General features: G+C 68.4%; 14 protein-coding genes and 1 tRNA gene. 7 read left to right on the forward strand and 8 right to left on the reverse strand.

The genetic code is table 11. The annotated features are described in order from the left end of the window. Window positions 1–18: 18 nt before the first annotated feature. From ABD727_RS04265 to ABD727_RS04280, 4 genes are read right to left on the reverse strand one after another with little or no spacing between them, the layout of a single operon-like run. Window positions 19–519 (reverse strand): TPM domain-containing protein, encoded by a 501-nt coding sequence (locus ABD727_RS04265; RefSeq protein WP_344706140.1) that lies wholly within the window; start codon window positions 517–519, stop codon window positions 19–21. Next, the gene (locus ABD727_RS04270; RefSeq protein WP_344706141.1) at window positions 516–1826 is read right to left on the reverse strand and encodes a dihydrolipoamide acetyltransferase family protein; all 1311 of its coding nucleotides are present in this window, start codon (window positions 1824–1826) and stop codon (window positions 516–518) included. The genes ABD727_RS04265 and ABD727_RS04270 overlap by 4 nt, the downstream gene beginning before the upstream one ends. Next, the gene (locus ABD727_RS04275; protein WP_344706142.1) at window positions 1826–2839 is read right to left on the reverse strand and encodes an alpha-ketoacid dehydrogenase subunit beta; all 1014 of its coding nucleotides are present in this window, start codon (window positions 2837–2839) and stop codon (window positions 1826–1828) included. The genes ABD727_RS04270 and ABD727_RS04275 overlap by 1 nt, the downstream gene beginning before the upstream one ends. Beyond that, window positions 2840–4129, reverse strand: coding sequence for a thiamine pyrophosphate-dependent enzyme (locus ABD727_RS04280; RefSeq protein ID WP_344706143.1), 1290 nt, complete (start codon window positions 4127–4129; stop codon window positions 2840–2842). A gap of 94 nt (window positions 4130–4223) precedes the next feature. Here ABD727_RS04280 and ABD727_RS04285 point away from each other — a divergent pair, with 94 nt between their 5' ends. After that, a complete protein-coding gene (locus ABD727_RS04285; protein ID WP_344708025.1) occupies window positions 4224–4505 on the forward strand; it encodes a DUF3297 family protein in 282 nt (93 codons plus the stop codon). 109 nt (window positions 4506–4614) lie between these two features. Here ABD727_RS04285 and ABD727_RS04290 read toward each other — a convergent pair whose 3' ends face one another. Continuing rightward, the gene (locus tag ABD727_RS04290) at window positions 4615–4866 is read right to left on the reverse strand and encodes a hypothetical protein (protein ID WP_344706144.1); all 252 of its coding nucleotides are present in this window, start codon (window positions 4864–4866) and stop codon (window positions 4615–4617) included. Window positions 4867–5098: 232 nt separating this feature from the next. Between ABD727_RS04290 and ABD727_RS04295 the strand changes: the two genes are divergently transcribed. From ABD727_RS04295 to ABD727_RS04310, 4 genes are read left to right on the forward strand one after another with little or no spacing between them, the layout of a single operon-like run. Then, on the forward strand, window positions 5099–5227 hold the full coding sequence (locus ABD727_RS04295) for a hypothetical protein (RefSeq protein WP_344706145.1): 129 nt from the start codon (window positions 5099–5101) through the stop codon (window positions 5225–5227). Beyond that, window positions 5220–5381 (forward strand): hypothetical protein, encoded by a 162-nt coding sequence (locus ABD727_RS04300; RefSeq protein WP_344706146.1) that lies wholly within the window; start codon window positions 5220–5222, stop codon window positions 5379–5381. Before ABD727_RS04295 ends, ABD727_RS04300 begins: the two co-directional genes overlap by 8 nt. A gap of 28 nt (window positions 5382–5409) precedes the next feature. Next, on the forward strand, window positions 5410–5799 hold the full coding sequence (locus tag ABD727_RS04305) for a PspC domain-containing protein (RefSeq protein WP_344706147.1): 390 nt from the start codon (window positions 5410–5412) through the stop codon (window positions 5797–5799). Beyond that, window positions 5796–6038 (forward strand): hypothetical protein, encoded by a 243-nt coding sequence (locus ABD727_RS04310; protein ID WP_344706148.1) that lies wholly within the window; start codon window positions 5796–5798, stop codon window positions 6036–6038. Before ABD727_RS04305 ends, ABD727_RS04310 begins: the two co-directional genes overlap by 4 nt. Window positions 6039–6040: 2 nt before the next feature. Here the strand turns inward: ABD727_RS04310 and ABD727_RS04315 are convergent, their stop codons facing one another. Next, a complete protein-coding gene (locus ABD727_RS04315) occupies window positions 6041–8125 on the reverse strand; it encodes a TonB-dependent receptor (protein ID WP_344706149.1) in 2085 nt (694 codons plus the stop codon). A 117-nt stretch (window positions 8126–8242) separates the two neighbouring features. Between ABD727_RS04315 and ABD727_RS04320 the strand changes: the two genes are divergently transcribed. Together ABD727_RS04320 and ABD727_RS04325 are read left to right on the forward strand one after the other, a co-directional pair. Beyond that, window positions 8243–9463 (forward strand): threonine synthase, encoded by a 1221-nt coding sequence (locus ABD727_RS04320; RefSeq protein ID WP_344706151.1) that lies wholly within the window; start codon window positions 8243–8245, stop codon window positions 9461–9463. A gap of 235 nt (window positions 9464–9698) precedes the next feature. After that, window positions 9699–10004: a PspC domain-containing protein gene (locus tag ABD727_RS04325; protein ID WP_344706152.1), complete on the forward strand. Its 306-nt coding sequence runs from the start codon at window positions 9699–9701 to the stop codon at window positions 10002–10004. 43 nt (window positions 10005–10047) lie between these two features. Here the strand turns inward: ABD727_RS04325 and ABD727_RS04330 are convergent, their stop codons facing one another. Both ABD727_RS04330 and ABD727_RS04335 read right to left on the reverse strand, forming a co-directional pair. Further along, entirely contained in the window at window positions 10048–11424 is a 1377-nt protein-coding gene (locus ABD727_RS04330; RefSeq protein WP_344706153.1) for an ammonium transporter, read from the reverse strand. A gap of 127 nt (window positions 11425–11551) precedes the next feature. Next, window positions 11552–11627, reverse strand: a tRNA-Thr gene (locus ABD727_RS04335). Between the last annotated feature and the right edge of the window lie 3 nt (window positions 11628–11630).

Raw genomic sequence — 11630 nt, forward strand, 5'->3', positions numbered from 1 at the left:
TGCCGGCGTCGATGCCGTTCAGCCACTCGTTGCGGGCGAAATAGGGGACGATCTCGCCATCCATGATCTTCTTCGCGGCGGCGTCGCAAGCCTCGCTTCGAGGCCCTTGCCGACAGCGAGGCGCGCGACCTGCTGGTTGGGGGAGATGAGCAGCACGATGCCGTCGTCATGTCCCTTGCGACCGACGCCACGGGCGTTCGCCCAATCGCGGGTGAATGCAGCAATTTCCTGACCGCCAGTGTCGGTAACGGTGGCGACGACCATCTGGTGGTTCGTCTTCTGCTCCCATTCGCGCAGGCGGGCAGTGATGTGCCTGCGGTCGGAAGCGGAGAGGAGGCCGGCATCGTCCGAGATGTAGCTGGTCAGTGTGACCCGTTGGCCGCCGTCCGCCGGAGGGCTCTGCGGCAGGGTGACAGTGGCTGGGCCGTCGCAGCTGGCCAAGGCCAGCAGCAGGACGGCGGTGAGCGTACGGAAGCTCGATGCGGAGGACGCCGACTTGGCCATCCTCCGCAGGCTCATGCCAGCAGCCGCAGCGGGTTTTCGATCAGGGGCTTCAATGCCTGGAGGAAGGTCGCGGCGTCCCAGCCGTCGACGACCCGGTGATCACAGGAGAGCGAAAGGTTCATCCGCTTGCGGATCTCGAGCTCGCCATTGACCGGCACCACCTTCTCCTCGACCTTGTTGACCGCGATGGTCGCGACCTGGGGCGGGGAGATGACGGGGGTCGAGGTGATCCCGCCCATCGGCCCGAGCGAGCTGATGGTGAAGGTCGGGTTCGACAGCTCCTCGCGGGTCGCCTTGCCGGTCTTGGCGGCGTCCGACAGGCGAGCGACCTCGCTGGCGAGCTGCCAGACCGACAGCCGCTCGGCGTTGCGGATCACGGGCACCATCAGCCCGTTCGGGGTCTGCGCGGCCATGCCCATGTGAACACTGCCGTGGCGGGTGATGACGTTCGCCTCGTCGTCATAGGTGGCGTTGATCATCGGGAAATCGGCCAGCGCCTTGCTTAGCGCGGTGATCAGGAACGGAAGCAGGGTCAGCTTGGGGTTCGAACCGCGATCGCGATTCATCATCGCGCGGGTTTCCTCCAGCGCGGTGACGTCAAACTCCTCGACGAGGGCGAAGTGCGGGATGCGGCGCTTGGCGGCCTGCATGTTCTCCGCGATCTTGCGGCGCAGGCCGACGACCTTGATCTGCTCGTCCTGGCGGAGCGGGGTCGAGCGACCCGAGACCTGGCCACCATTGTAGAGGAGCCAGGCGTCGAGGTCGGCGTGACGGATGTGCTCGCCCTGGTGCTTCACCTGCGTGAGGTCGATCCCGAGGTCGCGGGCGCGGGCCCGGACGGCGGGGGTGGTGAGGATCTTCTCTCCCCGCCCGCCTGCGGGAGGGGCAGGGGGAGGGCTTGTGGGAGCGGGCGCGGACAGGCCCTCCCCTTCGCCGCTGCGCGGCTCTTCCCCTCCCGCAGGCGGGAGGGGAGTATCGGCCACCTCGAGCGTCGGATTGGCCTCTTCCTGCGCCTGGGTCGGCACCGCGGCGCCGTCGGCGAGCGGCACTTCCTCGGCTTCGGCCGGAGCTTCGGCAGCGCTTTCGGTCTCGATCTCGACCAGCACCGAGCCGATCGCGATTTGGTCGCCGACCTCGCCCGCGAGCTTGGTGACGGTGCCGGCGACGGGCGATTCCATCTCCACGGTCGCCTTGTCGGTCATCATGTCGGCGAGCTGCTGGTCTTCCTCGACCCGGTCGCCGACCTTGATGTGCCAGGCGACGATCTCGGCCTCGGCAATGCCTTCGCCGATGTCGGGAAGCTTGAACTTGTAGGTCGCCATCAGTCTGCCATGACCTTTTCTAGAGCCTGTTTCATCCGGATCGGGCCGGGGAAGTAGATCCACTCGTAAGCGTGCGGGTAGGGCGTGTCCCAGCCGGTCACGCGCCCGACCGGCGCCTCCAGATGGTAGAAGCAGCGCTCCTGGACGAGGGTCACCAGCTCGGACACGAAGCCGCTGGTCCTGGTCGCTTCCTGGACCACGAGGCAGCGGCCGGTCTTCCTGACGCTCTCCTCGATCGTGTCGATGTCGAGCGGGAGCAGAGTGCGCAGGTCGATGACCTCGGCGTCGATCCCATTCTCCTCGACCGCGGCGAGCGCGACGTGGACCATCGTGCCGTAGGCGAGGACGGTGAGGTCGTTGCCGGGCCGCACGATCCGCGCCTTGCCGAGCGGCACGGTGTAATGGCCGTCGGGCACCTCGCTGTCGGCATGCTTCGACCAGGGCTTCACCGGCTTGTCGTGGTGGCCGTCGAAGGGTCCGTTGTAGATGCGCTTGGGCTCGAAGAAGAGGACCGGGTCCGGATCCTCGATCGCGGCGATCAGCAGGCCCTTGGCGTCGTGCGGGGTCGAGGGGATGACCACCTTCAGACCCGCGACGTGGGTGAACAAAGCCTCGGGGCTCTGGCTATGGGTCTGGCCGCCGAAGATGCCGCCGCCGTAGGGCGAGCGGATGACCATCGGCATGGTCCACTCGCCCGCTGTGCGATAGCGCATCCGGGCGACCTCGGAGACGATCTGGTCGTAGCCGGGGTAGATATAGTCGGCGAACTGGATCTCGATGACGGGCTTGAGGCCGTAGGCGGCCATGCCGACCGCGGTCCCGACGATCCCGCCCTCGCTGATCGGCGCGTCGAAGCAGCGTTCCTTGCCGAACTCCTGCTGGAGGCCGGCGGTGGCGCGGAACACGCCGCCGAAATAGCCGACGTCCTCGCCGAAGACGACGATGTCGGGGTCGCGCGCCATCATCACGCGGTGGGCGTCGTTGATCGCCTCGATCATGTTGCGTGTCGGCATCTAGCTTGCGTCCCGGCCGAGGTAGGTGCGGGCTTCGCCGAGCGCGGTGTCGCGCTGCTCGGCAAGGTGCCACGGAGTGTCGGCATAGACGTCCTCGAACATCGAGCCGATCCGGTCGAAGCCCTGGCCGGGCAGGATGCCCTGTGCCTCGGCCGCCTTCTGCGCGGCGCGGACACCGGCATCGGCCTGCTTGACGAGCGCGGCATGGCGTTCCTCGTCCCATTCGCCGAGGCCGATGAGGTGCGCCTTGAGGCGCTCGACGGGATCGCCGAGCGGCCAGGCCTGCGCCTCGCCGGCCGGGCGGTAGCCGGTCGGGTCGTCCGAGGTGCTGTGGCCCTCGGCGCGGTAGGTGAAGAACTCGATCAGGGTCGGCCCGGCATTGGCGCGGGCGCGCTCGGACGCCCAGCGGACCGCGGCGTAGACGGCCAGCGCGTCATTGCCGTCGACGCGCATGCCGGCGACCCCGTAGCCGACCGCGCGGGCGGCAAAGGTCGCCTGCTCGGACCCGGCGATGCCCGAGAAGCTCGAGATCGCCCACTGATTGTTGACCACCGCGAGGATCACCGGTGCCTGGTAAACCGCGGCGAAGGTGAGCGCGGAGTGGAAGTCGCCCTCGGCGGTGGCGCCTTCGCCGATCCAGCCCATCGCGATCCGGCTGTCGCCCTTGATCGCCGACGCCATCGCCCAGCCGACGGCCTGCGGATATTGCGTGCCGAGGTTGCCCGAGATCGAGAAGAAGCCGTGCGGCTTGTCCGAATACATGATCGGAAGCTGGCGGCCGTGAAGCTTGTCGCCGGCGTTCGAGTAGATCTGGCACATCATGTCGACGAGCGGATAGCCGCGCGCCACCAGCAGGCCCTGCTGGCGATAGGTCGGGAAGCACATGTCCTCGGAATCGAGCGCGGTGGCGGCGGCGACCGCGATCGCCTCCTCCCCGGTGCACTTCATGTAGAAGCTGGTCTTCCCCTGGCGCTGGGCGCGGTACATGCGGTCGTCGAACACGCGGACGGTGACCATGTCGGCGAGCATCTTGCGCATCGTGTCGGGCGACAGGCGCGGATCCCATGGCCCGACCGCCCGGCCATCCTCGTCGAGCACACGGACGAGATGGTCGACCAGCGGATGCGTGTCGCGGGCCGGCGCGGACGAATCCGGACGTGGCGCGCTTCCCGCGGGCGGCACGGTCACGTTCGAGAAATCGGGCGCGTCGCCCGGACGATAGGCCGGCTCGGGCACGTGCAGCGCGAGGCGCGGCGCGTTGCGGCGGGGATCGGATGAAGGAATATCCATTGCCGGCAGCGCTTAGAGCGGGGCGGCGGGCGTATCAACAGGGGCATGGTTGACCCGGCGGCAGACGCTTGGCAGGGCCGCGCCCATGACCGAGATCAACGACACTCCGCCCGACCACCTCAGCCTCGACCCGCGCAGCCCGCACTTCGACCAGGAGAAGCTCGAGCGCGGCGTCGGCATCCGCTTCAACGGGGTCGAGAAGACCAACGTCGAGGAATATTCGGTGTCGGAAGGCTGGATCAAGGTCGCCGCGGGCAAGAGCCGCGACCGCTTCGGCAACCCGATGACGATCAAGCTCAAGGGAACGGTGGAGCCCTATTACGAGCGCCCGGCCGCGGGAGCGGGCGAGGACGCCGGCGACGAGAAGGCCGACTAGGGCGCGGTTGCGGGTGGGCAGGATCGCCTGCCTTCCACACCCATCAGCGAGACATGAAAAAGGCGGCACCCCGGGAGGGATGCCGCCTTTTCTTGTCTTTGCTTTTCCCTCAGGCGCCGTGCGTGCGGGTCGAGCGCTGGCTCGGGGTTGCCGAGCGCGGGTAGCTCGGGCTGGTCCGGCGGTCGCGATTCCACTCGTAGAGCTTCTTCGCGCCATAGCCGACCGCGAGCGCGGTCCCGAGCGGGCCGAAGCCACGGGCGGCCAGGCGCGCGCCCGCGGCGCCGAGCAGCGCGCCCTTCAGTCCGTCGTTGCGACCGGCGAGGCGGCGTCCGAGAAGGGCGCCAGCGATCTTGCCAAGCATGTGTTGATCCTTTCGCGTGAAAACAGTTCGTTTCGTCTACTCACCGACCCGGCATGCGGTTCCCGACGATCGCTTGGGAAAAGCCGCCAGACGATATGGGCAAAAGTCCCAACAACGGTCTCGCCAACGCCTCCTCAGAAGCAAGATTGGCTGAAAACAGCCACTGGCACGCTTGCTGCATAATGAACGGCATGACCGGCAACGGCCGGCCCGAGAGTTTCAGGAGAGAGAAATGACCATCAAGTCCAGTCTGACCGCCGCCCTTGCCGCCCTGCTGGTGAGCAGCATCGCGGTCGGCTCCGCCATCGCCCCGGCGACCGCCGTCGCCTCGGCCCCGGTCCCGGTCATCGTCCATGCTTGAGCAGGGCCTGATCCGGCACCAGTCACGGCTCGAATATGTCGGGCCGATCGGTGCCAAGCCGGCCGAGCTCGGCCCGGTGCTCCAGATCCTCGACACCGTCGACATCTGGCTGGCCGGGACGCTGCAGAGCTTCTTCTCGATCATCAAGCGCTGATCGCGCTTCCGTCCAAGGATCGCTTCCGATGAACCGCCTGTCTGACTTCCGCCTCAACACCCGCGATCGCAAGCTGCTCGGCGTCTGCTCGGGCATCGGCAACCTGCTGAGGATCGATCCGACCTTCGTCCGGATCGCGTGGGTCGCCATCCCGCTGCTGACCTTCGTAACCATCACGCAGGCGCTGCTGGCCTACTTCGTGTGCGGCGTGATCGGCGCGGTGGCGGCGAGCAAGTCGAACCGCCGCCGGGACTATGAGCGGATGGAAGACAGCCCGCGCGGCAGCAGCGTCAAGGACCTGCGCGAGCGGCTCGACCAGACCGACCGCCGGCTGATGGCGATCGACCACCACCTCAACGACAGCTCGAGCGCCGACCTCGCCCGTGAGATCGAGGCGCTCCGTTCGGAGAAGGCATGATGTCCCTCACCGCCATCCTCGCCAGCGGCCTGTTCGGGCTGCTGGCCCTGGCCCTCGCGGCCGGCTTCACCCTCAAGGGCTGGCATGGCTGGCTCGAACTGAAGAAGCTCGAGCTCGCCAGCGGAAGCCCGCGGCAGGACGAACCCACCGCCTCGCCGGCGGGCGGCCGGATCGAGCTGGCGGACCTCAAGGAGCGGGTCCGCAAGCTCGAAGCCATCGCCGCCGGGATCGACCTCTAAGGCTAGAAGTCCAACCGGGCGGTCAGACGAAAGTCCCGCCCGGCGAGCGGCGCATAATCCTTGAGCAGGCTGGCGTGGCGCCGCGCCTCCACATCGAACAGATTGTTGGCCTGCAGCCCCAGTGACAGCTCGGGCCGATCCTGGAGCGGCCGCCAGTTCACCGCCGCATTGACCAGGGTGAAGCCGTTCGTCTCCGTCTCGATCGGCGCGTTGCGGTTCTGCGCAAAGCTGTGCTCGACCTCGAGCCGCCCGTCGACTGCGCCGCGCTTGCCTTCGATCCCGCCGAGCAGGCGGAGCGGCGGAATGGCGGGGGCCGGACCGAACCCCTTGACCGTCGCCCGGACGTAATCGGCCTGCGCCTCGACCGTCCAGTCGATGCCGGCCAGCGTGCCGGCCTGCGCCCTCGTCTCGATCTCGAAGCCGGTCAGCCGCGCCCCGGCCTGATCGTAGCGGTAGACCGGCAGGTCGTCCTCGATGTCGCCGGTCGGCGCGAGATAGACGAAGTCGGCGAAGCGGGTGTGGAACAGGTTGACGCCGAAGGTCAGCGGACCGCTCGTCCGGCGAAGGCTCGCCTCGACCGACAGGCTGCGCTCCTTGTCGAAGTCGGGATTGCCGATCTCGAAGGCCTGCGTGCCCGCGTGGGGGCCGTTGGCGTAAAGCTCGTCGTTCGACGGGGCGCGCTCGGAATAGGAGAGGTTGAGGCCGAGCCGGGTCGCCGCGGCAACCTCGACGCTGCCCCCGACCGAGCCCGAGAGCGCGGTGAAGCTGCGGCGCTGAGCGGGACTGCCAAGGTCGATATCGGCCTCGGCGGTCTGGCGGCTGCGCTCGACCCGAGCACCGGCTTCGAGCCGGAACGGACCCGTGGTGAAGTTCTGCAAGGCGAAGATGCCGAGCTGGCGCTGGCGGTTCACGGGCAGATACTTCTCCTCGCCGACGACCGACACGCGGCGATCGAGATATTGCACTCCGAAGCCGCCGCCCCAGCCGCTGGCGGGGGTGCGCTGGACGGCCTCGAGCCGGGCTTCCTCGCCGCGGCTGCGGAAGGTCGTGCCGATCTCGCCCGTCTCCTCCAGTTCGTCATGGCGATAGCGGACCGCGCCGCCACGGAAACGGAGCTGGTCGATGAAGCCGCCGACCGGCACCTCGGCGCGGACGTCGTAGCGGGTCTGGGCGATGTCGAGCCGCACTTCCTCGGCCTCGCCGCCAGGATCGAGCGAGTAGCGGACCGGGACGCCGTAGAGATTGTCGAGGCGGCTGACCGACGCGCCGATGTTGAAGCCGCCGTCGATGTAGGCGAGGCCGCCGGCGAGTTCGCGGGACTTGGCGGCCGAGTTGGGCAGCGTGCCCTTGAGGTCGGCAAGCGCGCGGATGTCGGGATCGGCGCTGGCCGCGGCTTCCTCGCGAAGGTCGCGCGAGAGAATGTAGCCGCCGGTTCGAAGGTCGCCGGTCTTGAGCCAGCTGCCGTCGCCGTGGAGCACGAAGTTGCTGCCGAGCGGAACGTCGACGCGGGCGTTGAGCGAGCGCTCGTCGGCGGCGGCCGCAAGGGTCCCGAGCGCGTCGATGTGGAGCGGAGCTTCCGGAACGCTGCGCGGGATGCGCGAATCGATGACGTTCACCACGCCGCCGATCGCCGAGCTTCCGAACAGCAGCGCCGCAGGGCCACGAAGCACCTCGATCCGGTCGGCGGTCAGCGGGTTGATCGCCACCGCATGGTCGACGCTGGAGGTCGAAACGTCGAGGCTGCCGATCCCGTCGGTCAGGACCCGGACGCGCTCGCCGCCGAGGCCGCGGATGATCGGGCGGCTGGCATTGGGGCCGAAGCTGGTCGCGCTCACCCCGGGCTGGCGCTGAAGCGTCTCGCCGATGGTCGGGCGAAGCTCGCGCTCGAGTTCTTCGGAGGAAAGGACCGAGACTCCGCCGAGCACGTCCTCGCGGTTACGGCGAATGCCCGTGACGACGATCGCGCCGTTCTGCGCGGCATCATGGTCGCTGACCCGCGGCGAGGCCGGGGCCGGCTGAGGCTCCGCGGAGGCGACAGGCAGAGGCGCGGCCTGGGCAGCGAGAACGGCGGCAAGGGCAGTGATCATGAATACTCCGGCAAAATTTGGTCGGCATGTAGAGCGGATGATACATCATCGCAAACCGTCTCCGGACCGCTCGTCGAAAGGAGGGTGCGATTGGTCGCGGCGCGGTTAGGGAGGGGCATGACCAATCGCCTTCCTTCCTTCGTGACCCATCTCGAATGCTCGCTGACAGGCGAGCATTATGCCGCCGGCGAGGTGCACAACCTCAGCAAGGCGGGGCGCCCCCTGCTGGTCCGCTACGATCTCGATGCGGTCGGCGAGGCACTCAGCCGTGAGATCCTGGCGGCGCGCGCGCCCGGCATGTGGAAGTGGCGCGAGCTGCTGCCGCTTCCGCTTGGCGCCGAGCCAGTGACGCTCGGCGAGATCGAGACCCCTTTGCTCCCGCTCGACCGGCTGTCGGCGAAGGCCGGCGCGCGGCCGTTGCTGGTCAAGGACGAAGGGCGGCTTCCGACCGGCTCCTTCAAGGCGCGCGGACTGGCGATGGCGGTGAGCATGGCGCGCAATTTCGGGATCGAGGCGCTGGCGCTGCCGACCAACGGCAATGCGGGCGCGGCGCTGGCGGCCTATGCGGCTGCGGCGGGCATGGCGGCGACGGTGATCTGTCCCGAGGAGACGCCCGCGGTGAATGTCGCCGAGGCCGAGGCCTATGGTGCTCGGGTGCTCATCGCCGACGGCCAGATCGACGAATGCGGGCGGCTGGTCGGGGAGGGCGCGGCCGCCGGCCGCTGGTTCGACGTCTCGACCCTCAAGGAGCCTTATCGCGCCGAGGGCAAGAAGGTGATGGGGCTCGAGCTTGCCGAGCAATATGGCTGGGAGCTGCCCGACGTCATCTTTTATCCGACCGGCGGCGGGACCGGGCTGATCGGCATGTGGAAGGCGTTCGCCGAGCTGGAAGCCGTCGGGCTGATCGGGCCCGAGCGGCCACGGATGGTGGCGGTGCAGGCGACCGGTTGCGCGCCGATGGTCCGCGCCTTCGAACAGGGGGACGAGTTCGCCGAGCGCTGGGAGCAGCCGGCCACGGTGGCGACGGGGATCCGCGTGCCCAAGGCGGTGGGTGACTTCCTGATCCTTCGCGCGGTTCGTGAAAGCGGTGGCTTCGCGATCGCGGTCGAGGAGGAGGCGATCCTTGCGGCGGTGCATGATGCCGCGCGCGACGACGGGCTGCTGCTCTGCCCCGAAGGCGGCGCGGTACTGGCCGGCTGGCGCGCCGCGCTCGAGCGCGGACTGGTCGGTCGCGACGAAAGGGTGCTGCTGTTCAACTGTGCCGCGGGCAACAAATACCCGCTTCCGCTGACCGCGCCGCGGATCCGGCTGGCCGACAGCCATGGAGCCACCGTCTAGCGACCTCTTGGTCCGATCCGCGTCGGGTCCGTTGGTCGAGGCCCGCCGCGCGTCGGGCGAACGGCCCTTTAAAGGTTGGGAGAGATTCCCAACATAGGAGGGAAGAGCCGGCGACCACCAACGCCGCTTGCAGCCCCAAGTCCCTGGACGACAAGGCAAAAGGTTGGATGGCACGAAAGGTGCATCTGTCCTTGCAAGCGCCGCGCCTTGTGGCCGTGCGGACAGGAGATCTGAGATGAAGTTGCTTCCGAGCGCCGATTATTTTCGCAACAATGTCGCCTTCCGCAACGACACCATCCTGGGTGTCTGCGAGGCGCTTGGGCACGACCTCGGCTTCAATCCCAACTTCCTCCGCATCCCGCTGGCGAGCGGAATCATCTTCGCGCCGTTCCTGATGGTCGGAATCTACCTGGCGCTGGGCGTGCTCGCCTTTGTCAGCCGCAGCTTCTTCCCGGACAAGGTCACGCAGGTGGCCGTCGATGCGCCCGCCGCCGAGACGGAAGCCAGCAACAGCGAAGTGGCGCTCCCCCGCGCCGCCTGACGAGCGAGGGGCGGAGCTTGCCTCCGCCCCCACCTCTCATGCCTCAGAGATGGTAGGCGCGCTCACCATGCGCGCTGATGTCGAGCCCCTCGCGCTCCGCGTCGCGGGCGACCCGAAGCCCGACCAGGCGGTCGATCCCGAGGAACAGCAGGGCTGACAGCCCTCCCGACCAGGCGAGGGTGAAGGCGATCGCCTTGGCCTGGATCACGACCTGCGCGGCCATGTCGTAGGCGGCGGGCACCGCCGGGACGACGCTGTAGTCGATCGTTCCCTGTCCGCCGAGCGCCGGCGCGGCGACGATCGCGGTGCCGAGCGCACCCACGATCCCGCCGACGCAATGCACCCCGAAGACGTCGAGGCTGTCGTCGAAGCCGAGCCGGCTCTTCACCCGCGCGACAAACAGGAAGCATACGGCCGATGCCACCGCTCCGAGCAGGATCGACGGCCCCGGCGCGGCGAAACCGGCAGCGGGAGTGATCGCGACCAGGCCTGCGACCGCGCCGGTCGCCGCGCCGAGGAGCGACGACTTGCCGTGGAGTGCCTGCTCGATCCCCGCCCAGGCGAGCGCGGCGGCGGCGGCCGCGACCAATGTATTGACGAAGGCGAGCGCGGCGATCCCGTTCGCCTCGAGCGCCGAGCCCGCATTGAAGCCGAACCAGCCGACCCACAGCAGGGACGCGCCGATCATGGTCATGACCAGCGAATGCGGTGGCATCGGCTCGGTGGCGAAGCCGATCCGCTTGCCGAGCACGAGGCAGCCGACGAGACCGGCGATCCCGGCATTGATGTGGACGACGGTCCCGCCGGCGAAGTCGAGCGCGCCCCAGCCGAACAGCAGGCCCATGTCCCCGGGACTGGCGGCGAGCGCATCGGGCCCGGCCCAGTACCAGACCATGTGGGCCAGCGGATAATAGACGATGGTCAGCCACAGCAGCACGAACAGCATCAGCGGCCAGAAACGGATGCGCTCGGCGAAGGCGCCGACGATCAGCGCCGGCGTGATGCAGGCGAAGGTCATCTGGAACACCGCATAGGCATATTCGGGAATGACCACGCCATTGGAGAAGGTGGCCGCGACGCTGCCCGGTCCGATCCCCGCGAAGAAGGCCTTGGACAGCCCGCCGACGACCGCATTGCCGCTGGTGAAGGCGAGGCTGTAGCCCCAGCCGACCCAGGCCAGCGCCGACAAAGCGACGATGGTCAGCACCTGCATCAGCACCGACAGCATGTTCTTGGCCCGGACGAGGCCGCCATAGAAGAGCGCCAGGCCGGGGACCGACATCAGCAGGACGAGGGCGGCGCTGACCAGCACCCAGGCGGTGTCGCCCTTGTCGGGGATGGGAGCGGCGAGGAGAGCCGCCCTTGCGGGCGAGCTAATGGCGGCGACCCCCACCAGCGCCCCAGCCAGACGCAGGGACATGATCCCAGCCAGCTTCGTCAATTCGTCCCCTCCCAGATCGTCGCGACCGCGAGGCTGGAAGAAGTTGCTGCGCCGCACAACGCCAAGCAGGCGCCGCGCCAACATTTCACGCGAGGGATCGAGGAAGTGGTGCCGGTTGCAGGAATCGAACCCGCGACCTTCGGTTTACAAAACCGCTGCTCTACCAGCTGAGCTAAACCGGCGCG

This window comes from Sphingomonas swuensis, assembly GCF_039538045.1.
Classification (GTDB): domain Bacteria; phylum Pseudomonadota; class Alphaproteobacteria; order Sphingomonadales; family Sphingomonadaceae; genus Sphingomicrobium; species Sphingomicrobium swuense.

What these genes read in the sequence shown, in the direction of transcription:
- ABD727_RS04265 (WP_344706140.1), bottom strand. Translation starts at nt 519, where the DNA reads ATGAGCCTGCGGAGGATGGCCAAGTCGGCGTCCTCCGCATCGAGCTTC.
- ABD727_RS04270 (WP_344706141.1), bottom strand. Translation starts at nt 1,826, where the DNA reads ATGGCGACCTACAAGTTCAAGCTTCCCGACATCGGCGAAGGCATTGCC.
- ABD727_RS04275 (WP_344706142.1), bottom strand. Translation starts at nt 2,839, where the DNA reads ATGCCGACACGCAACATGATCGAGGCGATCAACGACGCCCACCGCGTG.
- ABD727_RS04280 (WP_344706143.1), bottom strand. Translation starts at nt 4,129, where the DNA reads ATGGATATTCCTTCATCCGATCCCCGCCGCAACGCGCCGCGCCTCGCG.
- ABD727_RS04290 (WP_344706144.1), bottom strand. Translation starts at nt 4,866, where the DNA reads ATGCTTGGCAAGATCGCTGGCGCCCTTCTCGGACGCCGCCTCGCCGGT.
- ABD727_RS04295 (WP_344706145.1), top strand. Translation starts at nt 5,099, where the DNA reads ATGACCATCAAGTCCAGTCTGACCGCCGCCCTTGCCGCCCTGCTGGTG.
- ABD727_RS04300 (WP_344706146.1), top strand. Translation starts at nt 5,220, where the DNA reads ATGCTTGAGCAGGGCCTGATCCGGCACCAGTCACGGCTCGAATATGTC.
- ABD727_RS04305 (WP_344706147.1), top strand. Translation starts at nt 5,410, where the DNA reads ATGAACCGCCTGTCTGACTTCCGCCTCAACACCCGCGATCGCAAGCTG.
- ABD727_RS04310 (WP_344706148.1), top strand. Translation starts at nt 5,796, where the DNA reads ATGATGTCCCTCACCGCCATCCTCGCCAGCGGCCTGTTCGGGCTGCTG.
- ABD727_RS04315 (WP_344706149.1), bottom strand. Translation starts at nt 8,125, where the DNA reads ATGATCACTGCCCTTGCCGCCGTTCTCGCTGCCCAGGCCGCGCCTCTG.
- ABD727_RS04320 (WP_344706151.1), top strand. Translation starts at nt 8,243, where the DNA reads ATGACCAATCGCCTTCCTTCCTTCGTGACCCATCTCGAATGCTCGCTG.
- ABD727_RS04325 (WP_344706152.1), top strand. Translation starts at nt 9,699, where the DNA reads ATGAAGTTGCTTCCGAGCGCCGATTATTTTCGCAACAATGTCGCCTTC.
- ABD727_RS04330 (WP_344706153.1), bottom strand. Translation starts at nt 11,424, where the DNA reads ATGTCCCTGCGTCTGGCTGGGGCGCTGGTGGGGGTCGCCGCCATTAGC.